The sequence below is a fragment of the Spirochaetales bacterium genome (genome assembly GCA_016930085.1).
Taxonomy (GTDB): domain Bacteria; phylum Spirochaetota; class Spirochaetia; order SZUA-6; family JAFGRV01; genus JAFGHO01.
In genome coordinates this window covers 27,617-50,506 of record JAFGHO010000014.1, presented here as the reverse complement: position 1 = coordinate 50,506, position 22,890 = coordinate 27,617, and the positions used below count along the sequence as shown (strand labels likewise).

Below are 22,890 nucleotides of genomic sequence, written 5' to 3'. Positions count from 1 at the left end.
AAGGTAATGATCGTCAGTAGTTACGGAAATATCATGTGTATCACAGATCAACATGTCGTTACCGCTTTTTTTTCTTTGGAAAACTCGACATTCAGGGCGCTGAAATTGCCGTCCGCATCAAATTCGATATTGTTTTTATCCATAAACTCCTCTGCGATATGTATTGCTTCTGTTTCTTCGACTCCGAAAGAGATGATAAAGGCGGATAATTCATCAAATGATGAAACTTTTTGTGGCATCAAAAACTCCTCATCTTCAAATAGAGCCCGGCCCGTCCATTATTAATTGAGTCCATTGAGCCTCTTACATTTATTGTATATTCGAATTACCATTTAATCAAGGAGAATTCGGCATTTCCCTCCACATAATGACGCTCAGGGAAAAGCGGGGATATACGATGCCCGTTCCCCATCTCCTCTTTGTTCATGCAGATAAAGGGGGAGGACAAATACCGCCCTCCCCCGAACGTTCATCGGGGCCGCCTGCCGGCCCCGATATCAATGGGTGAAAAAACCGGGTTAAAACCGGAGATCATTTCCAAGCACCTGCCAGGAATCCCACGACTGAAAAGAGCCGCTCTGCAATCTGATATAGAGGTACCGGGTGGTACCGCGAACGACGACAAAGAGGCGTCCGTCGCTGTACCTCGCAACGGCGGGATCCGATGTCGCAATCCCTTCGATATTCGAATTCCAGGAAGACCAGGAGGAATAACCGTTCCGTTTCCGGTAACTCGTCCAGTTGATGACATTCGATTTGGCGCGGACAAAAATAGTGAGATCCAGATACCAGGTTCCGCCTGAGTCACGAAAATACATCCCTTCACCCGCCGGCCGGCCGGCAACTTCAAGCATGTTTGTTCCGACTTTGGCCCATGAACTCCAGTTATTCTCCTCTGTTTTATAATAGAGGATATTCTCCTCGACGCTCCGGACTGCGGTAAAAAGAAGCGAATCGGGTGCCCTGAAAACGACGGGTTCATATTTGAGGTGTCCGTCGAGATACTCCCAGCCGTCTCTGTATCCCCCGCCGGCACTAACCTGATATGTACGCCCAAGCGGTATATTACCGGAATACCCGCCGAGGCCCGCGAAAATCTCGATCCTCCCGTATCTGTTCATGCACGCGCCCGAGCCCGTTTTTGCCCCGCCGATTATCTTCTCCCATCCCCCGAAATCACCATTCACCGCGGTCTGAACCCGCCTGTAAAGATTACCGTCGATACCGCGGGCATGGACCTCGACGCGTCCGTCCCTGTTCCTGACCGCCGTAAGCGGGTAATATGTTTCTCCGCCCAAATCCGTCATATTGTTCATGCTTCCGGATGAGGACTCCGAGAACAGAAGGACCCGACCGGCCGTTCCCCTGACAAAAAGAAGCAGGCGGCCGGACGGCTGTTCGACAACGACCGGATTCCCTGTAGTCGGGGTGGTATTGACGACACTCCAGGGGCTCCATCCGCCGTTCGCCGAATACTGATACGTGCGGTAGATATACCTGTCGCTTTCTCTTCTCATGAAGACATACGCCCTGCCGTTGGCTGTTTTTCTGAGGGCAAAGGGCGCCGGTGTAAACCAGTCAACCGCCGTTCCCGAAAGCCGATGTAAATCGAAAACGAGAAGCTGGGAATAGCTCAAGAGAACCGCCCCGTGCCGGTACAGCGGATCATTGACCACATAGCTGCCGGAAGAGGTTTTTCCCGTCACCGCGATATAGTGATAGCCGCTTCCCGACCAATGACCGTACGGCGAAAACTGGTTTTTCCACGAATCGGTCAAATACCCCCCGAGGATAACGGAAAGCCCGTTATCCATCGCCTTGTCCAGGATTTCCCGGGTATTGAATGCGATGATATCCCCCCCGATCGAGGACAGCGCATTGCCGCATCGCGATTCGATATCCGTGAGGTTACCGTCGAGGTTCAATTGGGTGTAGGGTATACCGGCCCGGGTGATCGTTGTGAAACTTCCGCTTAATTCCGGATACAACAGGGCGCGTGTGTGATCGATTTGTTCTTCAGGTGTCAGTGTCGCCGCGCTTCTGTAGGCGAAATAGCCCGCCGCCCTCAGACACATCGCAAGTGATGCGGGCCCGCAATTGTTGCTTCCGGAAGGTCCTGAGGGATTGTAGACGGGATGAACGATCTGGGTGATGTGGATCGAGTCTCCCTCCGAGCGGCTTATCGCAAGCTCCCCGGAAAGGGGATCATCGGCAGCCGCATCGATTTCCGGCATCCTGTTTACCTCAAGATCACAATTGATTACTATAATGGACAGAAATACCATTATTACAATACACGGGTGGAATAATCTCCCGTTTTTTCTCATACGATTATCCTCCTTGATATTCATAATATCTCCTGAAAGTGTAATCGTTACCGTAAACCTGTAAATCGTGGAAAGTACGTATTTTTAAAAATTACGGGTATACCCGTAAACGCATTTGCCGCCGCTAAACATCCGTTTTTGCAGGCGGATCGGTCTATATACGAAAGGATTTTCGGTAATGACGGCGTGACAAACCGGCTTGAGTGGGCTATATTAATGCCCGTAGATGCGGGATGACTCATTCTTGCGGATACCGGGGTCTATGGGAACGGACTCTATGAGTGTCTGTAATGCCGTTTATCCGGTTTGTTTTACGATGGCGATAATCACCGCATGAGGAGGAATCGATGGCAAAATCAACAAAAAAATCCGGTTCCGGGAAAACGTCCGGGAAGGAATCCCAACGCAGCAGGCTTGAAAAACAACTCAAAGATCTCCTTAAAAAAATCGATGAAGACGGCCTTATTTTTCTGCTGAAACAGGCAAACGTCATCATCCATAACATGCAGGTTGACAAGCTGAACAGGGAAATCGTCGAATACGAACAAAAAAGGACTAAAAAACCGGTGAGGGGAAAGCGTAAAACAAAAGCCGCCCGGGCAGAGGATGTAATGATCGAATCGACAGGCCGCGGTAAGTCATTTATCATAACACTGAACAATGCCAGAAAGATATTCAGTCTTCCGGAAATGAAAACGATTGTCGGTATCTGCAGGTCATCCGGCAACAGGCCCGACGCCTGTAAACGTTTGTATCACTGGTTTTACACAAACAGATCCGATGTTATTGCCGACGGGGGATTACGGGGCGCCGGCGACCCTCTTCTTGCCAGGCTTTACACGGATGTCCTCAATACATTTACGGACGGGTAGAAAAGCGCTTGACATAGTCATCTGCGCTTTTCGACGTCACGAAATCACCTTCGGGGAATATCGCGATCCATTTGAAATCGTCAAAAAAATAAAGATCGAACATCTTGATGTGTTTGAACCGATCCCAGATCGTGATCGAACGGTCCCTGTTCAGTGAAAGAAGGAAGGTTCCCGCGACATAGAGCTTTCTCGGTATATTGGTACTGGGCGGAAAGGATTGCAATGTCCTTTCGTTCCAGCGCTTTATCGAATCGAATCCCAAACTCGTATACACCTGTCTGTTGCCCGGGACAAGGGCGATCGAAGCGGAAAGGTCTTCGCCCGCGAAAGATGAAATAATCCGTTCCCTTTCATATCCCCTCCCGTAATGGGCCTTGAACATGGTAACGGAACCCGACTCATCATGTCCGATACTCAACGAATAGAGATAACGGGATGCGGGGTCATAGGCGATATCGTAGCAAAGCAGACTCGGATCGGAGAGGGGGACCGTTTCCCCGGTTTTCGGATTAATCGAAATAATCGAACTCCCCGCGCTGCTTAGCTTGCTGCGCGCCCCGATGAGAATGCTGTCTGAAACATAGATTACTTTGTTCATTCCCTTTACCGTATAGTCGAAAGACGGCTTGAAGCTAACTTTGTCCAGCAATTTCGTACGGCCGTTTTTCTCGAGGGTGAGGATGGTATCATCGATAAAATCGAGCTGAATAAGCGGGTTAGCGAAATCGCTACACTCCTCTTCGATCTCTCCCGTTTTGATATTGAGTACATTAAACCCGGCGGGAATTGTATCTTTGCTCCAGAAAAGCAGTTTGTTGGTCCGTAAAAACTCAAGCCCGACATCGGTGTTCAGGGTATTGCCGAATACATTCAATGCGAGGCCGGAGACATCATCGATTGTCGTTTCACTGACATCGAGAAGGTTGAGGGGAAAGGTTATTATCTGTTTGTCGTTACTGAGTGCGATAAGATCGCTGATAAAGGCGATATCGGAAATCCGGATAAGCCTGCCGGATGAGAACACCTTCGGTGTATCGTCTGATGAAAGTTCATAGATACGACCGGCCGGGCCGGAAAAGAAGATTCCCTTCTTCGTGTAAACCGGTGTATTGACGTTCCGGAAGATCCCGGCGCCGGATACGATCGGTTTCGGTACAAGATCGCTTCCATTGAAACGAAACCGGTAAAGACCCGACGTCCCTTCCTTTTTGGCGATACAGATAACTTCGGTGTCATCACGCGAAATACCGGTCGAGGTGATCCCTTCCATATCCGTATGCGCGATCACCCTGCCGGTCACAAGATCCACGATGACCAGTTTTTTGCCCGTCGAAGCGGCGATAAAGCGTTTGTTTCCTGAAATACTGATTGCGGCAAGATCGGGCAGGGTCGAGATCGGCTCGTCGAGGAGTGGTTTTTGTGTACTGAGTTTCCAATACGAGATTTTTCCGGAAGACTGGTAGGCCATTATATTTTTTTCATTATCCGAAATAATGAGACAGGAAACTATGCCGAATCCATCCTGAAAAAAAGAACGCCGCCCACCCGTTTCCGCATCGAAAAAGGAAAGGCTGTTCCATTCGGGTTTGCCGTAGACAAGATAATTCCCCTTTGGAGAATAGGTAAAGAAAAGGGGGATGAAGGCGAGTTCCTCACGGAAGAGAATTTCCCCTTTTTCCCAATCCGCCACCGTCATAACGGACGAAGCGGGACCCGTGATTTCAAGTGCGGCAATATGCGGCTTCACCGGGTGTACGGCGATTTCTTCCACAGGCCGGAAAGAAATCCTTAAACTTTGAAGCACTTCGGAGGTGTTCGTATCCCAGACCTTGATACAGCCGTCGTCCGAAGCGGAAAAAAGGAGATCGGCCTTTTCATGAAATCGAAGGCAGTTGATTTCCTCGAAATGGCCGCTTTGAATGACCGTCCTTCCTTCCTGCGCATATCCGATCGCGGCGATCCACGCGAGAAGGATGACAAATAATAAAATGTGACGGGTTTTCATTTTTCCATATACACCCTGTTCAATGACACATAGGGAGGGACCAAAAAGGTATTGAAGGGCTCTTCTTTTACCTTGCCGTCTATATCGGTCTTTATTTTATCGTACATTTCCTGTTTGATCTCGGAAACACCGATAGTATCCTCTTTCATTCCCTCGATATGAAAAACGAGGGCCCCGGGTTTTTGTTCCCTGAAGGAAATGGCGATATCCCGATCTTCATCCTTCGACGTGTCCGTCGCCTTCTGAAGCAGATAGAATTTAATCGCCTCGATCACCCTGTCGTCGAGTCCCGCTTTCATAATGAGGAGTTTTTCGACAAGTTCCGGATATCCGATGACCACACGCGCGGGCGCCCCGATAGTATATTCGAGGTTTCCCAGAAAATAGGCGACCCTGTCGAGTTCGGGAATGAAATAGACCGAAAAATCTCCCCCGACATGTTCGAGCAGAAACGGAACCTCGGGTTTGAGTACCTTGCCGCACTCCGGACAACGTATATTGAGGAAACTGCCGTCGATAATGGAATCGACCGTTTCTGGATGCTTTTTACAGTCAACGCGATCCGGAAGCTCCGCTTCGAACTCAGACTCACAAAAACAGGTTATTGTCTTTTTCATCATTTTCTCCTTTTACGGTCGCGATTATACAATGGTTGTCGTAATGCGTGCAAGGATCAGACTCTAAAATAATATAAAAAGTCACTGGAAAAGGCGAGTATGGTGAGAAGAACGATAATCACAATACCCACATATTGGTACCGGTAGACAAATCTCGATGTCAATTTCTTTTTAATCCTCATGATAACGGCGAGCACCACCTGTCCGCCGTCCACAACGGGAATGGGAAGGAGGTTCATCAACCCCAGCAAAATGCTGATGGCGCAGATAAACTCCAAAAAGCTTTTTATTCCGTCCCCGATTCCCACACTGAATCCCGAAACCGCCTGCTGGCCGATTGTCTCGGTGATACGGACCGGTCCCGCAAAGAGATCCGTGATATTCCGGACGCCTTTTGTCGCGATCGTCTCGACCGCCTTGACGATCACGGAAAAAACATACACCGTCTTGCCCACGCCCTGCACGAACGCCGTTGCGGGATCGACAGGCGGCGTATGAATGACCACTCCCTTGAAATCGATTCCAAGGGCGGCGATAAAAAAGGATGCGGATTCCGGTTGAATCGCCTCGTTATATTCGGGCGTGACGGCTGTATTGAAGACCTCCCCGTCCCGCTCATACGCAACAGCGAGTGTTTCCGGCCGGCCGCTCAATAGAGTACGCAGCGCAGCGCCGTGAGGAATCGTTGTCCCGTTGACACTGATAATCCGGTCGCCGGATTTGAGTCCCGCCCCGGCCGCCGGCCCTCCGTGCCGGAGGAATCCGATAACGGGATCGTACCACCCCCAGATACCGATCATCGGTCTCCCCGACTCTTCATTCGTTTCGGGGGTAACCGGAATAAACAAGACGGCATCACTCCCCTCCCTCGTGACCTCGAAGGTCATCGTCCTGCCTTCGCCGGCCAGAACAATCCGCTGAATATCCGCATAGGTGCCGACTTTTTTGTTATCGATTTCAGAGACGACGTCCCCTGTTTTGAGACCGGCTGAGGCCGCGGCCATAACGGGAGTTTCGGTTCCCGCAGGATATTCGGAAAAGAGAACGATCTTCGGGATCGTCGTATGAATATCCGTTCCGGCCATGGAAATGAACGAAAATAAAAGAATCGCGCAGAGAATATTTGCCAGGGGGCCCGCAATGACGATAAATATCTTGCGCGGGGTGGAAGCGGCCATGAAAGACCCCTCCTCTTCTTTTGCCTGTTGAAAATCTTCTTCGGTAAAATCGGGCTTGAACATTTCTCCTTTGAGTTTGCAGTAACCGCCGAGAAGAATCATCGAAAGCTGGTAGGTTGTCCCCTTGCGGGTAAATCCGACCAGTTTTTTTCCGAACCCGATCGAGAATGTTTCGACCCCGACCCCGCTGATTTTGGCGGCAATAAAATGGCCCAGTTCATGAATGAAAATAATGAAACTGAGTCCGAAAACACCGAAAATGATAATTAAAAGCAAATCCATACAACCCCTACCTGTCTGTTTCTGCAATGATTTCACGTGCGCACGTCCGTGCCCGTTTGTCTGTTTCCATGATTCCTTCTATAGAACCTACTATATTTTCCCATACAAGATCAAGCGTCTTCTCCACAATAACGGAAATCGCGGTAAACCGGATAGCGCCCCCGAAAAACGCTTCCACGGCCTCCTCGTTTGCCGCATTGTATACAACGGGATAAGGCATGCCCGCTTTGACGGCCCGATAGGCAAGGAAAAGCATGGGGTATTTATTTTCGTCGACCGGCAAGAACGTGAATTCGCTGCCGGCGAGATCGAGTGTTCCGAAACCGGATGCCGCGACATCCGGATAATGAAGGGCGTAGTGGATCGGCATCCGCATATCGGGTTTGCTTATCTGGGCAAAAAGACAGCCGTCGACCGTTCTCACAAGGGAATGGACCAGACTCTGGGGATGTATCACCACCTTGATTTTTTCAACAGGCATGCCGAAAAGGTAATGCGCCTCGATGATCTCGAGCCCCTTGTTTCCCATAGTTGCCGAATCGATGGTGATTTTCTTTCCCATATTCCACGTCGGATGTTTGAGCGCATCCCTCACCGTCACATCGGAAAGGCGGGAGACGGGAAGGTCGCGGAAAGCCCCCCCCGAGGCCGTAATGACGATTTCAGATACCCTGTTTTCCGGTATGCCGGCCAACAGCTGGAAAAGGGCAGAATGTTCGGAATCAACCGGAATGATTCGGGAGCCCTTTCCCCTCGCAAGATTGAATACGAGCGGCCCCCCCATAACGATCGTTTCCTTGTTTGCAAGCGCGAGATCCGCCCCACAGGAGATCGCATGAATGGAAGGGATAAGACCGTTTGCACCGGCAATCCCGTTCACGACGATATCCGGCTCAAGCCGGACCAGCATTTCTCTCAAGCCGTCTTCACCCCGGTAGATCGTCCACGGACGCCCGTCACCGGAAGCATCCGGCCCGGACTGTCCGGTGACCGCAACGGCCGCGGCCCCGAACTCTTTCGCCTGCCCGAAGATCCGGCTGATGTTCGTGTGGCAGGACAGCCCCGCAACATGAAACGAGTGCCTGTCGCATCGGATCACATCGAGCGTGTTCTCTCCGATAGAGCCGGTGCTGCCGAGAATCACGACCTTTTTATTCTCCGATTGCTTCTGCATTGGTGCCCTGATCACTATGAGATAAGCGGATATATAAGGTAAAAAACCGGCGCGCTCAGAAGGAAGGAATCCACGGTATCGAGGATACCGCCCCTCCCCATCATGATAAATCCGGAATCCTTGAGATTTGCCGATCGTTTCATGGCGGATTCGAAAAGATCGCCGAAAATGGTGGTCAGTCCGATCAGACTGCCGAAAAGCATAACGTTGAAAAGATCCGCGGAAAACAAGTCCGGCACAAGAAAATAGAAAACAACCGCGGTCGCGATAGAACCGACAAATCCCGATATAAAACCCACCAGCGTTTTGTTCGGGCTTATCGCGAGATTGAGTTTTGTGGACTGGCCGAAAAACTTTCCGCATAGATAAGAGATGATCTCATTGCTGAATACCAGGCTTAAAAAAAACAGAAAAACACAGCTCGAATTCCTGAAAGCAAGCAGGCGAATCATATAGGTCATGAAGAGTCCCGGATAGATAAGGATAAACGAAGAGGATATGGCAAGGGGGATGATGCTGTTCATATTTTTTTTACGCACGGTAAAAATAGTTCTTATAAACATGGCCGCAAGGACAATGATAAGCCACTTGTAGGTAAGAGCATCATAGCCGGTAAGAAAAAAAACCTCGAAATAGGTGACAAGCGGGATTGTTACCGAGAGAATCGGGGCGCTGTATTTGAATGTGGGAATATGCGCCTTATCGAAAAAGTTCCGCACCTCGAACGCCCCGACAACGACAAAAGCGAGAATAAACAGAACGAGCGCGACAAAATGAAACCCGGTGATGACAAAAATAAAAAGATAAAGAAGCGGGAAAATAATGATTGCCAGTAATACGCGAAAAATAAATTTGTTCATTTTATATTGCCGAATCTTCTTTCTCTTTTTTGAAAATCTAAAATGGCGTCAATCAGGTCATTCCCGTCCCAATCGGGCCAGAGTTTCGAATCGAAATACAACTCCGCGTACGCGGTTTCCCAGATAAAAAAATTGCTCAGCCGCCGTTCACCGCCGGTACGAATCACAAGGTCAATAGGCGGCAATTGCGGATTATCCAGATGCGCTTCCAGATCGCCCGCCGTCAGCACGGGGATCTCACCCGGGATTGAATCGCGGGAGGCGTTTTGAAGCCAGCGGTTGCAGGCCCGCACGATCTCATACTGCCCACCGTAATTGACGGCGAGGTTGACGATAAGTCCCCCGAATGCTCTAGTATCTTCCGCAGCCCCTTTAAGCTCGTCGGCAACATATCCCGGAAGCCCCGGAATATCGCCTGAGTAAATGACCCTGATCCGGTGCTCCCGGTAAAAATCAAGCTCATTTCGAAGATGGTTTTTTACGAGCCGCATGAGGAAGGTTACTTCCTGCTGCGTTCTCTTCCAGTTCTCGGTTGAAAATGCATAAAGAGTAATACATTGTATACCGATATCCGCGGCCGCCCGGACTACCCGCTTTGCGGCCTTTAAGCCTTCCTTATGCCCGAATGTCCGTCGTTTTTTTCTCTGCCTTGCCCATCTCCCGTTGCCATCCATGATAACACCGATATGAAGCGGCAGCCGCGTGTGATCGAGTAACGTTTTTTCTTTCATCGATGCGTGGGTGACTCTTTCACCGTCTAAACTTCAAGAATTTCCTTCTCTTTTTTTTCCAGCAGATCATTGATGTCCTTGATGTATTTGTCCGTCAGCTTCTGTATCTCGTCCAATCCTCTTTTCGATGAATCTTCACTGATTTCCGATGATTTCTGCATCTTTTTAAGATCTTCATTTGCGTCCCGCCTGATATTTCGAATCGAAACCCTGCTTTGTTCCGCGATGTTTTTCGCCAGCTTGACCAGTTCCTTGCGGCGTTCTTCCGTCAGAGGGGGAATATTGATCCTGATAACCTTGCCGTCATTGTTCGGATTCACCGATAGTTCGGATTTGAGAATCGCCTTTTCAATTTCGGAAAGAACCGACCGGTCCCACGGCTGAATGACGACCAGACGGGCTTCGGGAACCGAAATCGTTGCCACCTGGTTAAGCGGCACTTTCTGTTCATAATAATCGACCTTGATCTTCTCAAACAGGGCCGCAGAAGCGCGACCGGTGCGTATGTTATTGAACTCCTCCCCAAGCGCATGAACTGCTTTTTTCATTTTGTCTTCCGCAGTATGCTTGACTTTTTCCATGTGTCTCCTCCTCTGTCAAAGACAATGAATGTCTGTGATGTTGATTATATCATTCCGAGCCGATTTTGAAGTAGAGATAATCCGTGATTTCGATATTACCGCCGACTTCCTTGCCGAGATCTTTCAGAACAGATGCTACATTTTTTTTCTCGTCCTTGACGAACGCCTGGTCTAAAAGACAGATATCTGCAAGATGCTTGTTCATTTTTCCCTTGACAATACCTTTGAGAACATTTTCGGGTTTTCCCGTTTTTTCCGCCTGTTTCATGAATATCTCTTCCTGTTCTTTCATGTATTCCTCCTCCACATTTCCTGCGGAAAGATAGAGGGGGGCAAAAGCCGCAACATGAAGCGCCAGATCAAAAGCGGTCTGCTTTACTTTTTCGTTTTCCTTCAGGGCCGGCTCCGATACTTTCAGCTTGACGATAACCCCGATTCTACCTTCACCGTGAATATACTGAACCAGCAGTTCATCCTGCCCTGCTTTTAAAACCTCAAAGCGCCTGAGAACAAGGTTCTCCTTGATCACTGCTATGACATCTTTCACACATGCTTCGAGTTCGTCCGAGGGGGCCGTCAATTTTTTATCGTTGATGATCGCTACGAGTTTTTCTCCAAGTGCGATAAAATCCTTGTTCTTTGCGACAAAATCCGTTTCACATGAGAGTTCCAGAAGGATTCCCATATCCGGTGAAACACGTGAAAAAATTCTTCCTTCATTTGTCGCCCTGTGGGCCCTTTTTTGCGCAGCGGCAAGACCCTGTTCCTTCAGATATTTTTCAGCCTTTTTGAAATCGCCGTTCGAGGTAACCAATGCCTTTTTACAATCCATCATTCCGGCACCGGTTGCTTCCCTGAGATTTTTTACATCCTGAGCTTTAATTTCCACGTTCTTTCTCCTATTCCTCGTAAAGTTTGTCGTCATCGAGCTGATTCTTGTCTATTTTGTTGACAATGGGTTCTTCAATCTCTTCCGCGGTTTCGTTTTTAACCTCTTTTTTGTGATCATCCTCTCCTTCATAATTGGAGTAATCCATATCGGTGAAAACCGCCTGGTCGTCGTCTTCTTCCGATGTTCCGATACTCGCGCCGACAGCCGCTTTTTCGACATTGTCGGTTTCGGTTTTTTCCTCACCATTTTCCGTTTCCGAATCCGCATCCTTGTCCGGGATAAAACCCTGCTTTTCAATAAGCGACGCGAACTCTTCATCTTCCCCTTCTTCTTTTTCTTCCTGAAGGGTTTCGATTACTTCAAGACCGACCTCGTTTTCCGCTTCGATCACCGCATTCGCGATAATCTGGGTAAAGAGGGTGATCGCCCGTATGGCGTCGTCATTGCCGGGAATGGGATAATCGATACCGATCGGATTACAATTGGTATCCACGATTGCAATAATGGGAATACCAAGCCGCCGTGCTTCGGCGATCGCGATCGCTTCCTTCCTGGTATCGATAATAAAGAGGATACCCGGAAGATCTTTCATTTCCTTGATGCCGTTCAGGTTTTTCTCGAGTCGCTGTTTTTCTTTCTGAAAGCGCGAGATTTCCTTTTTCGTGAGACTACCGAATGTCCCGTCGATTTCCATTTTCTCGATCTTTTTCAACCGGAGAAGGGATTTCTTGATTGTGAGAAAATTGGTGAGCATCCCCCCCAGCCACCTGTTGGTGATATAGAACATCCCGCATCGTTTTGCTTCCCGTTCTATGGCTTGCTGGGCCTGTTTTTTCGTTCCCACAAAAAGTACGGATTTCCCTTCGAGTACATTCTGCCTTACCACCTGATACGCTTCCTTGATTGCAGCGATGGTTTTCTGAAGATCGATAATGTGGATTCCGTTTCTTTCTGCAAAAATGTACTTTTTCATCCTGGGGTCCCATCGTTTTGTCTGATGGCCGAAATGGACACCCGATTCCAAAAGGTTTTTCATTGTTACAACTGCCAAATGTCGCCTCCAAATTATTAAAATCAGGAATTCTTTCGAATCCTTAAATTTCCGGAATCATATGTATAATAATAATATTATCCCGGAAAAATTTAATTACCCTGTCTCAACGAGAAGGAATAATTATTTTCTCTGAGCATGTCATAAAAATCGGATATTGGCAACCCCACTATGTTGCTATATGAGCCGTTTATCCATTCGACAAAGAAAGCTCCCCGCTCCTGGATTCGGTAGGCACCGGCAACACCCTGCCATTCTCCGGTTTTGATATAGAATTGTATCTCGATGTCCGAAAGCAGTTTGAACTTTACGGCACTCGTTACAACCCGTACAGCAACAGGATACTCATTTGAGGCGAGAAGGGCAATACCCGAAACCACCCTGTGTATCTTTCCCGAAAGCCTTTTCAGGATAGACGCGGCTTCATGACGATTTTTGGGTTTACCGATTATCTCTTTTTCCAATTCGATAAGGGTATCGACACCAAGCACCCATTTTCTCTTTCGCGTCGGAAGTCTGCGAGCCACATTTTCGACTTTTTTTTCAGCGCAACTGCCGGCAATTTCTTCGATTGTGCGGGCGATCACCGATTTTTCGTCAAACGCGGGCTTTATAACCCTGAAGGGAATATGAAGCCGACGGAGAATTTCCTTTCTTCGCGATGACCCGGACGCAAGAATAATCCTTTCCATCGGTCTATATCGTGAAAAACAGGATAATACCGGCTATCGAGCCGAGAATAGTTCCGGGATTTCCCCTGAACGAGACAGCGAGAACATAGAAATCAAAAAGCGTCAGCGGTTCATTCATGGTAAGGCTGAAATCCGATAATCCCGGCATGAGATGAATAATCCGTTCGAGCACCTCCCACGCGATGCTTCCAATAAGAAGCCCGAGAACAAGAAAAAGAAGAAAAAGTGTCTTGTTTTTCACGGTCAGTTTCATCGACGACTCCCTCCATACTTTTACACGAAAGCCGGGCATTATTGCAAGGGGCATATCCGTGTGCATGCCGTCTGTAAAAAATCCGGAGTAATGATCCTTGACATTTTTCTCTTTCTTCAATAATATTGCGGCATAGTGAAAATCAGCTTCCAAAGGCGCAGCTTTTTGGGGAAGTCGTTTTTTTATGCTAATGAGTCGTTTTCTTATATTAAACAAGGGCAATTAGCTCAGCTGGATAGAGCGCTGGCCTCCGGAGCCAGAGGTCGCAGGTTCAAATCCTGCATTGCTCGTCGTACAAATTATCCCCGTTTTCCTCATTCGAGGTTGCCTTGCAACCTTAATTGCAGTCAAAAAACTTGAATTCCGCCATAAAATACAATATAACAATAGTGAAGGAATTGATCGCATCGCATACTGTATCGAAGCCAATTCGATATTGCGCCGATATCGGAAAAGGAGGATAAAGTGGGCAGAATTGAGAATATGCTCGATAAAATAAACAAATACCTGAGAAACAAGGGAATCCCGGCGGTGAGACCGCCCATTGGAGACATCCATGAACTCTTCGAAAAATCACTCTATTCTGTCTGGCACCTCGAAGACAAGGACCAGCGTGAATCGATCGCAATCGAGATCGCTCAGGCTTTAAAGCCGTATTACGGCGGCAAAAAAATCGAAGACGCCCTTGACGAACTCATGGAAAAACTCAATTACAGGGAACAGCAGGCCGAAATCGCGGAAGAAAAACAGGAAAAAAAAGATGAACTCGAGCAACTCAAACAGCGAATGAAAAACCCCGATTACGTCCCGACCTTCGAAGAACTCATGAGGGTAAAGAAGGAAAAAGAAACATAACGAGGGGGCGTATATCCGCATCTAATTGGAAAGCATCGGGATATTCAACCGGAAAGCCAAAAAAAGATATTTCAGTTGTAACAAGGAGTTATGGTAATGGAAAAAAACGCCCTGTTCGATGCCGTCAAATTCGCGGTAAAAGCACATCATGGGCAATTCAGAAAAGGATCGATGCTCCCCTATATATTTCATCCCTTGAATGTCGGCAGGCTGCTCATCGAATACAATTATCCGATAGACCTGGTGATCGCCGGATTCCTTCATGATACGCTCGAAGATACGATGGTAACCGTCGAAGAGATCGAAAACACCTTCAATAAAAGGATCGCATTACTGGTGGAGAACGTATCGGAAAAAAACAAGGCATCATCATGGGAAAACCGCAAAACGGAAACACTGGAAAACCTCAGGTCCGCGGAGGCCGATGTTCTCGCGGTTGCCTGTGCGGATAAACTCGACAACCTAAGGTCGATGAAAAAAGATTTTCTGACTGCGGGGGAAGAACTCTGGCGACGATTCAATCGGCCCCGGGAAAAACAGGCATGGTATTACACCAGTCTCGCTTCAGTTTTTGAGGAAAGGATGAAGGGGATTTCCCCGTTTCCAATGGCGGCGGTGTTCATCCGGGAGGTCAAAAGTTTTTTCGTTCCGACCGTATAATCTCGGGGGAGGTCTTTTTATGAAATGGTCGTTGACAATGACGTGAGGAGGAACCCTATGACATGTGATACCGTCTACCACATTTTTCTATATATCGAAACCGGTTCGGCTGCCGTTGTCTGTATACTGCTTCTTGTCATTTCAGCGCCCTACGGAAGACACTACAGACCCGGCTGGGGCGCCGTGATACACTCACGAATCGCCTGGATTATCATGGAATCACCCGCTTTTCTTCTGATGCTTGCCTTCTTTGCGGCGGGAAAAGGCTATACACATATCATCTCCGTTTTCTTTCTATTACTGTGGCAGGCTCATTATGTTCACCGGGCACTGGTGTATCCTTTTCTGCTTGCACGGAATAAAAAAAATTTCCCGATTCTCATCGTTTTCATGGGTTTCTTCTTTAATATCTTAAACGGCTATATAAACGGTTATTATCTGTTTGTCATATCTCCGCCTTATCCCGTTTCCTGGCTCCTCGATATCCGTTGTATTATCGGATCGATCGTTTTCATGGCGGGATTTGCCATTCATCTCCATTCTGACAAGATACTCAGAGAATTAAAAAACGGCCGCGATAACGGCTATCGGGTCCCTTTTGGAGGTTGTTATCGTTATATTTCCTGCCCGAATTATTTTGGTGAAATCATCGAATGGACCGGATGGGCGGTTTTGACGTGGTCTGTGCCCGGTATGGTTTTCGCTTTATTTACCGCCGCCAATCTTCTGCCGAGGGCGCTCAGCCACCACCGATGGTACAGAAAAACGTTTCCCGATTACCCTCGGGAAAGAAAGGCTATTATTCCCTTTCTTCTTTAGCGCAGACAGGCAATGAACGATGATTGCGCGTTTTAGTATCGACCGCCGGCAGCCGGGGTAAAACTCATGCCTGTATACGGGACGGACGGATGACGAGAAAGGTATTACACATTGCCAAAACGGCACTCAGCGTGATCGTGATGCTGCATTGTTCGTTTTTTATTGTCGCATTCACTTATATTCACTCATATATTGCCGATAATCCGAAAACAACAGCCATCATGCATTTCCGCAGAAATCAGCATGGGTACACACTCAAGCCCCCAGCGTTCATGCCCCTCAACGAAATTCCCATCGATATGGTAAGCGCACTCATATTTATCGAAGATTATCATTTTTTCCGGCATTCCGGTATCGATATCGGATCGATCAAAAGGGCGATGGAAATAAACAGGCGGCTGGGATATCTTGCTTATGGGGGAAGCACCATCACTCAGCAGCTTTCACGAACCCTCTTTCTCAATCCCGATAAAAATTATTTCCGCAAGTACTGCGAACTATTGCTCGCCCTCGAGATGGAACTCATATTAACAAAAGAGCGAATTCTCGAACTATATTTCAATTACGCCGAGTGGGGCGGCAATTGCTATGGCATTGCCGATGCCGCTTTTTTCCATTTCCATAACGACGTTCATGATTTAACAGAGGAGGAAAAAGTCATCCTCCTCACTCTCCTGGCCAATCCGCTCGATTATGCGCCGGAAACGGTGGTTGCCGATACAATGATGAAAGCCCGTCACGATGCGATTGAGGTATTTTTTGAAGAGATGAAAAAAGCCCCCCCGCGTTTCAAATCACAGATACGTGTCATTGAATAATCCGATACATGCCGCTTCGAGCTTCCACGAAAGGGGAGGATCGATGTTACATGTATCCGTATGTATCGAGATATTCATACGTATTCAGATATTCGTACGAAACGCCCTGACCAAGCCAGATATCCTGGGAAATCGTCCATGAGTATGTTTTCCCCAGAACAATCTTCAGGGACTCTTTTACATTGACAAGCTGATTGCCGACAAAAATATCGGCCTTCAGATCGAACTCGCCGCCCGGTATATTCACGGATACCCGATTGCCGGGAAGGATCGTCCTGCCTTTGAGAAGATCGGGCCCCCAGCCACTCTCCCCGCCGAGCTTCGCATAGAGGTGCTGTATTTCATAAGGAGAATTATTCTCGACTTCAAGGGTGGTAAAATATTCTTTTTCCGGCGGTTCCAATGAAAGACAGGTTGAAAACAGTAGAATCGTACCAATGACGATAAAAAACGTTACCCGGTGCCTTGACATTATTTCACCTCCTGCCGCAGTTTTTTTCTATATTATTATATAATAGTGTAGGTCGAATAACCGGCGAAGTCAATATTTCTCTTTGATATTCGTACATCGTTGTTCCCGGTTTATGCGACTGTCATACAATACACGACCGCCATCACACGGTGCATCACGAATACGATAACGTAGAAGAAACCTCCTAATTTTTTTTCTTGCATTTCAAAATGCCCTATGGTATAATTTGGTACCGGTATGTAAGTAAAATAAATGAAGTTAGTAAGGAAATTTACTTATAAAAGGCGTTTTCTTTTATAAGTACGGAGGAAGCCAAAAATCGGAAGGTAAATTTAAAAAAGGAAAGGAGACAGGACATGAGGAGGTCTCCCAAGCAAAAACTGGTTGAAATCTTGCTTGTCGAAGATAGCCCCGGTGATATTCGCCTTACCATCGAAGCGTTGAAAGAAAGCCGTATTCCAAATAATATGAGTGTGGTCAAGGATGGCGTTGAAGCGCTCGCCTTTTTACGAAAAGAGGGAAAATACTTCAATTCACCGAGGCCGGATTTTATCCTGTTGGACCTTATGCTTCCCAAAAAAGACGGTCATGAAGTGTTGAAAGATATCCGTTCGGACACATCATTAAAAAACATCCCTGTCGCCATCCTTACCTCATCGGAGGATGAAGGCGATATTCATAAAGCATATAAATATCTGGTCAACGGTTATATTGTCAAAAAAGCGGATATCAAGGAGCTTGCCCGCTGTATCGAACATTTCTGGGGATTCTCGGGACTGACAAAAACCGATATGCCGTTGCGCGCGGCGCCCAAAATCAAAAAAAAGGTCGTAGTCAAAAAAAGGAGGCTGATAAAACCTCTATAATAATCTACCGGGCAACCCGCCTTTTTTATTCCGCACATTCCCCTGCGACAAAACGTCGATATATATCATTTTGTTATAAACCCGATAGACAGGCCCGGGAAACCTCATGACGCCTGTTTCCAGCACGACACGGCCCGGACGAACTCCTTTGTATCATCACTGTCGACAACCGAATGCGTGAGGGTGAGTCGGTATTCATCCGTATTGCCTTCGTCCCCGCCTGTCTTGCAGACAACATCTTCTCCGTAACGGGCTTCCCCGACATAATTAATATCGAAGAATTCGATGACCCGGTTTTCTCTCAAATACACCGGCAGCGAATCGATAATCCACCTGATATAACTCACGCTGTTGACATGGCCGTTGATATCGGTATCACTGTGATTTATGCGGAACGAGGTTTTCCGGCACGACCCATGAACGGCATCGAGTTTTTTCAGGCGATCCCCGTCTCTATCCCCGCCGATAATGATATCCCGGACAAGTGGAAGCGAAGGGACCGGCCTGCGGGAAACGAGATCGATCGCCAGCCAGGCACTGTATGCCCTGCCGACAACCTCCTTTTGTTCGCTTAAAAAAAGAAAATTCCTCAAGGCAAAAAGCTTTTTTACCCCCGACGGCCAGGTCTGAATTGTCAGTTCTTCCCCGGCATGAGGATACCTTGTAATCTGTACGTGAAAACGGGCGAGCATCCATGTAAGCCCCCTTTTCAAGAGGGTCGGAATATCGAGTGAAAGGAGACGGGCATGGTTATTTGCCGCCTCGAGGATATAATGACTCAACGAAACAAACGACAGGTACCGCTCATTGTCGCTTTCAAAAAAACGGACACGAAAAGTCTCCTCAAAAACTCCCTTCTCGGCCATATTAAATCGTCACCGTATCACCGATATGGGGGACAACCACTTTTTTCATGCCGTGCCCGCGAAGACTCTCGGCAAACGCCAGTGACGCATCCTCATCGCCGTGAACGATATATGTTTCAGCCGGCAGCTGCCTGAACCCGTCGACCCATGCCAGCATCTCCTTCCTGTCGGCATGAGCACTGAATCCGTTTATTTTCTCGACACGGGCCTTGAGAGAGTATTCTCTGCCGAGTATTCTCACTTCGGGTTCCCGTTCGACCAGACGTTTCCCGAGAGTATACGGAGCCTGCCAGCCGACGATAAGAATGGTGTTTGCGGGATCTTCCACATTATTCTTCAGGTGATGGAGTATTCTTCCGGCCTCGGCCATGCCGCTTGCGCTGATTATCACGGCCGGCTCCTCAAGCCGGTTGAGTGTTTTTGATTCGGCGACGGTTCGTGTGTAATGCATCATCTCGAATCCGAATGGATCGCCCTGTCTGTCGTCGATAAGGACCTGATAAGCCTCGTCGTCGAATGCCTCGGGGTGAAGGCGGTAAATACCCGTTGTATCGATCGCAAGGGGACTGTCCACATAGACCGGAAGCCTGCCGGAGATCTTTTTCTGCCGCACCAGTTCGCGAAGCGAATAAACCAGTTCCTGGGTACGGCCGACGGCAAAAGCGGGAACAATAACTTTACCGCCGTTTTTGCATGTCGAATTGATGATCGATTCCAGTTTTTCACTTGCGATATCCCCCGCTTCATGCTCCCTGTCGCCGTAGGTACTTTCCATAATAAGGACATCGGCTTTTTCTATGACCGTCGGATCGCGGAGAATAGGCCTGTCCGGCCGGCCGAGATCGCCTGAAAAAACAAGCCGCACATCTTTTTTTTCCTCCCTGTCCTCGATATCGAGGACGACGATCGCAGAACCGAGAATATGTCCTGCATCAAAAAAGGTTAGGGTCACCCCGGGCATGATTTCCCTCGGCCGGTTATACGCAAGGGCGAGGAAATATTTCAGACTTTCAATCGCGTCTTCCGTTGTATATATGGGGGTCAAAAGCTCTTCACCGTTTTTTTCACGCTCTTTATTGACATATTCGATATCTGATTCCTGTATATGTGCACTGTCCTTGAGCATCAACATACAAAGATCGCGCGTGGCATACGTACAGACGATATCGCCCCTGAATCCGTTTTTTACGAGATTGGGAAGATTGCCGCTGTGGTCGATATGGGCATGGGAAAGTATGCAGAGATCGACTTCCTCTGCAGCAAACGGGAGGTCTATATTTCGCCTGTAACTTTCCATCCGGTGTCCCTGAACGAGACCGCAATCAAGGAGTATATTCTTCCCATTAATCCGAAGCATATGTTGTGAACCGGTTACCGTTCTTACCGCACCAAAAAATTGTATCTTCATGACTTATCTCTCCTCTCCTCTTCGTTAATCCGCATGATTACAGTATAAAAAAAACAGACCGTGAAAACCATATCATACATACTATTTTTAAAATCCCTGAACGGTTTTCCCGTGAGACCGATATTTTTCACTTACATTTTTTCACCAAAATAAATTCCAGCCCATTCCCAGCGGCCGTCGATTTCAGGATCTGTTGGAAAATCCACCCGTCTAAAATAAAAAAACCAGGTGGTTACCATATACGACCAGTGCGTCGTCCTCAAATATGCTTCATTTGAATTGGAGTCGATATCGAGTTGAGTATCGACCCTGACATCCGACGAATAGAGAAATGTGGCGAGATTAAAATATCGAGCCCGTGTTTCATCGTAATTTTTTTGTTCCCAATTCATGGCAAAAAAGTTCACCTTGGCCTTGTATCGTTCGAGTTTACGGGCATTCTTTGTCGCAATCGCGTTTTTAATTTCATCGACAAGAAAATCAAGATCTTCGACAGTCCAGTTTCTGTAATCCGAATTGTAAAAATCTATTTTCTTTTCGATATCTTTATACACATCTTCGAGACCGGGTATTCTGGTGTGGGGCTGCTTGAGAAACTTTTCATATGTCTGGATTGCCTGGGACCATTCTCCCACCTCTTCATAGGTCTTCGCAAGCGAAAAATAGATTTTCCCCTTGTCATCGACCTGGTCTTCAAAGCGCGACAAGAGTTCTTTATAATATTCGAGTCGCGATTCGGCATCCTCCCCATAGGTAAGAAGCTTGGTAATACAGCGAAAATGAATATTACTTCCATTCACGACAAGATCGGGATGATTTTTCAGTATCCTTTTATAGTAATGCATGGCAAACGGAAGGGCTCCTGAGTCTTCGTATGATTCCGCCACGAGAAGCAGATAATATGAATTATAAGGATCGAAAGGATTCCTTTCGACATAATTCGTGAGAAATATTATCTGTTTGTTTCTGTCATTGTTTTTCATGAGTATTTGCGATATCTGCTTAACGATGACATACCGGATTTCATCCTTTTCCTTATAAAGTAATGAAAAGAGTTTTTTGAGTTCATTATCCTGTTTATAGTTTCCCGTAAAGAAATACGGGTCGTACGTTCCGCATCCGGTCACCGCCGCGATAATCAGAAAAAAGACGGTGCAGAGGGATATGAATCTTCGTATTGTCGTCCTCATAAACGCAAGTTTACCATAAACCGGATGGCTTGTTCAATTGTTCGTCCTGTAATTCCGCCTTTTCCCGTACGGTATCTCTCCTCGAGGGGATATTCCCTTATCTGTATGAAACAATTTTTTACGATCCCTTGATTATTTATTGAATCTGTGTTGTAGTTATGACCGTGAGTATGATAAACAAGCGATATCTATCGGGGAACAGGTGATATGGATGGTTCACATATCTCGAAAAAACACGATTCCCTGATCGTCCCCGACAATCCGGCGATACCATTTATCCGCGGGGACGGCATCGGGGGTGATATCTGGGCGGCGGCGGAGAGGGTTTTTGACGCTGCCATCGAAAAGGCATACGGCGGCAAACGATCGATCCGGTGGCTGGAGGTCCTTGCCGGAGAAGCCGCGTACCGGAAAACGGATCAATGGCTTCCCCGGGAAACAATCGATTCGTTTAAGGAATATATGGTCGGTATAAAAGGTCCCCTTACGACCCCGGTGGGAGGAGGATTCAGGAGTCTCAATGTCACCCTCAGGCAGGTTCTTGATTTATATGTCTGCCTGAGACCCGTCACCTATTACGAAGGGGTTCCGTCTCCGGTAAAACATCCCGAACTCGTTGATATGGTTGTTTTCCGGGAAAACACCGAAGATGTCTATGCCGGGTTCGAAGTCAAGGAGGGAACGGAAGAAGCCGGGAAATTGCTCGCATTCATGAAAAATGAATTACATTGGGATATCAGGAAAGATTCGGGAATCGGTATCAAACCGATGAGCAGATCGGGGACGGAACGCCTTGTCAGGGCGGCGATCGATTATGCACGCTCATACGGCAGGAAAAGCGTTACCTTTGTTCACAAGGGGAATATACAGAAATACACGGAAGGGGCTTTTCGTGACTGGGGATATGAATGCGCAAAACGGGAGTTTGCCGGCAAAGTGATCACCTGGGACGAAATTCGGGACGACACGATTCCGGAAGGGAAAATTCTCATTCAGGATACGATCGCCGACATTTTTCTCCAACAGGTGCTTACACGGCCGACGAATTTCGATGTTATCGCGACAATGAACCTGAACGGTGATTATATTTCCGACGCCCTTGCCGCACAGGTCGGTGGTATAGGAATAGCGCCCGGTGCAAATATCAATTTCGACAACGGCTATGCCATTTTCGAGGCGACACACGGAACCGCGCCAAAATACGCGGGAAAAAATATGGTCAATCCGAGTTCGATCATCCTCTCCGGAAAGATGATGTTCGATTATATCGGCTGGCGAGAAGCTGCGGATCTCATAGAGAAAGGAGTACGAAAATCAATTTCCCAAAAACAGGTCACCTATGATTTTGCCCGGTTAATGGATGACGCCGAAACGGTCTCCACCTCCGGGTTCGGTGACAAGATAATTGATAACATGTGATT

The 22,890-nt window shown here is 47.7% G+C and carries 24 protein-coding genes and 1 tRNA gene; 8 read left to right on the top strand and 17 right to left on the bottom strand.

All coding sequences use genetic code 11. The features are described from left to right. Positions 1-47: 47 nt before the first annotated feature. Positions 48-239, bottom strand: coding sequence for a hypothetical protein (locus JW881_02080; GenBank protein MBN1696277.1), 192 nt, complete (start codon positions 237-239; stop codon positions 48-50). A gap of 279 nt (positions 240-518) precedes the next feature. Further along, positions 519-2,327, bottom strand: coding sequence for a hypothetical protein (locus tag JW881_02075; protein MBN1696276.1), 1,809 nt, complete (start codon positions 2,325-2,327; stop codon positions 519-521). A 347-nt stretch (positions 2,328-2,674) separates the two neighbouring features. Between JW881_02075 and JW881_02070 the strand changes: the two genes are divergently transcribed. After that, entirely contained in the window at positions 2,675-3,199 is a 525-nt protein-coding gene (locus JW881_02070) for a hypothetical protein (GenBank protein ID MBN1696275.1), read from the top strand. Here the strand turns inward: JW881_02070 and JW881_02065 are convergent. The 11 genes from JW881_02065 to JW881_02015 form a co-directional block, all read right to left on the bottom strand. Continuing rightward, positions 3,186-5,204 carry a hypothetical protein gene (locus JW881_02065; GenBank protein ID MBN1696274.1) on the bottom strand — a complete coding sequence of 673 codons (2,019 nt, stop codon included), beginning with the start codon at positions 5,202-5,204 and terminating at the stop codon, positions 3,186-3,188. The two genes, JW881_02070 and JW881_02065, sit on opposite strands and share 14 nt — an antisense overlap. Beyond that, the gene (locus tag JW881_02060) at positions 5,201-5,821 is read right to left on the bottom strand and encodes a CpXC domain-containing protein (protein ID MBN1696273.1); all 621 of its coding nucleotides are present in this window, start codon (positions 5,819-5,821) and stop codon (positions 5,201-5,203) included. The genes JW881_02065 and JW881_02060 overlap by 4 nt, the downstream gene beginning before the upstream one ends. Before the next feature lie 56 nt (positions 5,822-5,877). Continuing rightward, on the bottom strand, positions 5,878-7,281 hold the full coding sequence (gene rseP, locus JW881_02055) for an RIP metalloprotease RseP (GenBank protein MBN1696272.1): 1,404 nt from the start codon (positions 7,279-7,281) through the stop codon (positions 5,878-5,880). Positions 7,282-7,288: 7 nt separating this feature from the next. Continuing rightward, entirely contained in the window at positions 7,289-8,455 is a 1,167-nt protein-coding gene (locus JW881_02050; protein MBN1696271.1) for a 1-deoxy-D-xylulose-5-phosphate reductoisomerase, read from the bottom strand. A 14-nt stretch (positions 8,456-8,469) separates the two neighbouring features. After that, positions 8,470-9,315, bottom strand: a complete 846-nt coding sequence (locus JW881_02045) for a phosphatidate cytidylyltransferase (GenBank protein MBN1696270.1) — start codon at positions 9,313-9,315, stop codon at positions 8,470-8,472. After that, positions 9,312-10,046 (bottom strand): di-trans,poly-cis-decaprenylcistransferase, encoded by a 735-nt coding sequence (gene uppS, locus JW881_02040; protein MBN1696269.1) that lies wholly within the window; start codon positions 10,044-10,046, stop codon positions 9,312-9,314. The genes JW881_02045 and uppS overlap by 4 nt, the downstream gene beginning before the upstream one ends. Positions 10,047-10,072: 26 nt before the next feature. Further along, positions 10,073-10,627, bottom strand: a complete 555-nt coding sequence (gene frr / locus JW881_02035) for a ribosome recycling factor (protein ID MBN1696268.1) — start codon at positions 10,625-10,627, stop codon at positions 10,073-10,075. Between the two features lie 49 nt (positions 10,628-10,676). Then, entirely contained in the window at positions 10,677-11,516 is an 840-nt protein-coding gene (gene tsf / locus JW881_02030) for a translation elongation factor Ts (GenBank protein MBN1696267.1), read from the bottom strand. 10 nt (positions 11,517-11,526) lie between these two features. After that, positions 11,527-12,570 carry a 30S ribosomal protein S2 gene (gene rpsB / locus JW881_02025; GenBank protein MBN1696266.1) on the bottom strand — a complete coding sequence of 348 codons (1,044 nt, stop codon included), beginning with the start codon at positions 12,568-12,570 and terminating at the stop codon, positions 11,527-11,529. 92 nt (positions 12,571-12,662) lie between these two features. Beyond that, complete coding sequence (gene maf / locus JW881_02020) at positions 12,663-13,262, bottom strand: septum formation protein Maf (protein MBN1696265.1); 600 nt, start codon at positions 13,260-13,262, stop codon at positions 12,663-12,665. Between the two features lie 4 nt (positions 13,263-13,266). Continuing rightward, positions 13,267-13,515 (bottom strand): hypothetical protein, encoded by a 249-nt coding sequence (locus JW881_02015; GenBank protein MBN1696264.1) that lies wholly within the window; start codon positions 13,513-13,515, stop codon positions 13,267-13,269. Positions 13,516-13,731: 216 nt separating this feature from the next. Here JW881_02015 and JW881_02010 point away from each other — a divergent pair. The 5 genes from JW881_02010 (at position 13,732) to JW881_01990 (ending at position 16,667) form a co-directional block, all read left to right on the top strand. Continuing rightward, positions 13,732-13,805: transfer RNA gene (locus tag JW881_02010), tRNA-Arg, on the top strand. Positions 13,806-13,980: 175 nt separating this feature from the next. After that, positions 13,981-14,370 (top strand): hypothetical protein, encoded by a 390-nt coding sequence (locus tag JW881_02005; protein ID MBN1696263.1) that lies wholly within the window; start codon positions 13,981-13,983, stop codon positions 14,368-14,370. A gap of 96 nt (positions 14,371-14,466) precedes the next feature. Beyond that, a complete protein-coding gene (locus tag JW881_02000; GenBank protein MBN1696262.1) occupies positions 14,467-15,030 on the top strand; it encodes a bifunctional (p)ppGpp synthetase/guanosine-3',5'-bis(diphosphate) 3'-pyrophosphohydrolase in 564 nt (187 codons plus the stop codon). A gap of 57 nt (positions 15,031-15,087) precedes the next feature. Then, positions 15,088-15,849 (top strand): DUF1295 domain-containing protein, encoded by a 762-nt coding sequence (locus tag JW881_01995; protein MBN1696261.1) that lies wholly within the window; start codon positions 15,088-15,090, stop codon positions 15,847-15,849. A gap of 89 nt (positions 15,850-15,938) precedes the next feature. Continuing rightward, the gene (locus JW881_01990; GenBank protein ID MBN1696260.1) at positions 15,939-16,667 is read left to right on the top strand and encodes a transglycosylase domain-containing protein; all 729 of its coding nucleotides are present in this window, start codon (positions 15,939-15,941) and stop codon (positions 16,665-16,667) included. A 46-nt stretch (positions 16,668-16,713) separates the two neighbouring features. On the opposite strand, the gene JW881_01985 is transcribed toward JW881_01990, so the two are convergent. Further along, complete coding sequence (locus JW881_01985; GenBank protein ID MBN1696259.1) at positions 16,714-17,139, bottom strand: hypothetical protein; 426 nt, start codon at positions 17,137-17,139, stop codon at positions 16,714-16,716. A 356-nt stretch (positions 17,140-17,495) separates the two neighbouring features. On the opposite strand from JW881_01985, the gene JW881_01980 reads away from it, so the two are divergent. Further along, positions 17,496-18,005, top strand: coding sequence for a response regulator (locus JW881_01980; protein MBN1696258.1), 510 nt, complete (start codon positions 17,496-17,498; stop codon positions 18,003-18,005). A 104-nt stretch (positions 18,006-18,109) separates the two neighbouring features. Here the strand turns inward: JW881_01980 and JW881_01975 are convergent, their stop codons facing one another. From JW881_01975 to JW881_01965, 3 genes are all read right to left on the bottom strand, one after another. Then, on the bottom strand, positions 18,110-18,871 hold the full coding sequence (locus JW881_01975; GenBank protein MBN1696257.1) for a hypothetical protein: 762 nt from the start codon (positions 18,869-18,871) through the stop codon (positions 18,110-18,112). Position 18,872: 1 nt separating this feature from the next. Next, positions 18,873-20,279 carry an MBL fold metallo-hydrolase gene (locus JW881_01970; protein ID MBN1696256.1) on the bottom strand — a complete coding sequence of 469 codons (1,407 nt, stop codon included), beginning with the start codon at positions 20,277-20,279 and terminating at the stop codon, positions 18,873-18,875. 131 nt (positions 20,280-20,410) lie between these two features. After that, a complete protein-coding gene (locus JW881_01965; protein ID MBN1696255.1) occupies positions 20,411-21,469 on the bottom strand; it encodes a hypothetical protein in 1,059 nt (352 codons plus the stop codon). 207 nt (positions 21,470-21,676) lie between these two features. On the opposite strand from JW881_01965, the gene icd reads away from it, so the two are divergent. Further along, the gene (icd, locus tag JW881_01960; GenBank protein ID MBN1696254.1) at positions 21,677-22,888 is read left to right on the top strand and encodes an NADP-dependent isocitrate dehydrogenase; all 1,212 of its coding nucleotides are present in this window, start codon (positions 21,677-21,679) and stop codon (positions 22,886-22,888) included. Positions 22,889-22,890: the final 2 nt, after the last annotated feature.

Coding starts and splice junctions, on each gene's coding strand:
- JW881_02045 (MBN1696270.1), bottom strand. CDS start 9,315: ATGAACAAATTTATTTTTCGCGTATTACTGGCAATCATTATTTTCCCG.
- frr (MBN1696268.1), bottom strand. CDS start 10,627: ATGGAAAAAGTCAAGCATACTGCGGAAGACAAAATGAAAAAAGCAGTT.
- maf (MBN1696265.1), bottom strand. CDS start 13,262: ATGGAAAGGATTATTCTTGCGTCCGGGTCATCGCGAAGAAAGGAAATT.
- JW881_01995 (MBN1696261.1), top strand. CDS start 15,088: ATGACATGTGATACCGTCTACCACATTTTTCTATATATCGAAACCGGT.
- JW881_01985 (MBN1696259.1), bottom strand. CDS start 17,139: ATGTCAAGGCACCGGGTAACGTTTTTTATCGTCATTGGTACGATTCTA.
- JW881_02000 (MBN1696262.1), top strand. CDS start 14,467: ATGGAAAAAAACGCCCTGTTCGATGCCGTCAAATTCGCGGTAAAAGCA.
- JW881_01970 (MBN1696256.1), bottom strand. CDS start 20,279: ATGAAGATACAATTTTTTGGTGCGGTAAGAACGGTAACCGGTTCACAA.
- uppS (MBN1696269.1), bottom strand. CDS start 10,046: ATGAAAGAAAAAACGTTACTCGATCACACGCGGCTGCCGCTTCATATC.
- JW881_02070 (MBN1696275.1), top strand. CDS start 2,675: ATGGCAAAATCAACAAAAAAATCCGGTTCCGGGAAAACGTCCGGGAAG.
- JW881_02015 (MBN1696264.1), bottom strand. CDS start 13,515: ATGAAACTGACCGTGAAAAACAAGACACTTTTTCTTCTTTTTCTTGTT.
- JW881_01980 (MBN1696258.1), top strand. CDS start 17,496: ATGAGGAGGTCTCCCAAGCAAAAACTGGTTGAAATCTTGCTTGTCGAA.
- JW881_01990 (MBN1696260.1), top strand. CDS start 15,939: ATGACGAGAAAGGTATTACACATTGCCAAAACGGCACTCAGCGTGATC.
- JW881_02050 (MBN1696271.1), bottom strand. CDS start 8,455: ATGCAGAAGCAATCGGAGAATAAAAAGGTCGTGATTCTCGGCAGCACC.
- JW881_01975 (MBN1696257.1), bottom strand. CDS start 18,871: ATGGCCGAGAAGGGAGTTTTTGAGGAGACTTTTCGTGTCCGTTTTTTT.
- JW881_02065 (MBN1696274.1), bottom strand. CDS start 5,204: ATGAAAACCCGTCACATTTTATTATTTGTCATCCTTCTCGCGTGGATC.
- JW881_02075 (MBN1696276.1), bottom strand. CDS start 2,327: ATGAGAAAAAACGGGAGATTATTCCACCCGTGTATTGTAATAATGGTA.
- JW881_02060 (MBN1696273.1), bottom strand. CDS start 5,821: ATGAAAAAGACAATAACCTGTTTTTGTGAGTCTGAGTTCGAAGCGGAG.
- JW881_02080 (MBN1696277.1), bottom strand. CDS start 239: ATGCCACAAAAAGTTTCATCATTTGATGAATTATCCGCCTTTATCATC.
- rseP (MBN1696272.1), bottom strand. CDS start 7,281: ATGGATTTGCTTTTAATTATCATTTTCGGTGTTTTCGGACTCAGTTTC.
- JW881_01965 (MBN1696255.1), bottom strand. CDS start 21,469: ATGAGGACGACAATACGAAGATTCATATCCCTCTGCACCGTCTTTTTT.
- icd (MBN1696254.1), top strand. CDS start 21,677: ATGGATGGTTCACATATCTCGAAAAAACACGATTCCCTGATCGTCCCC.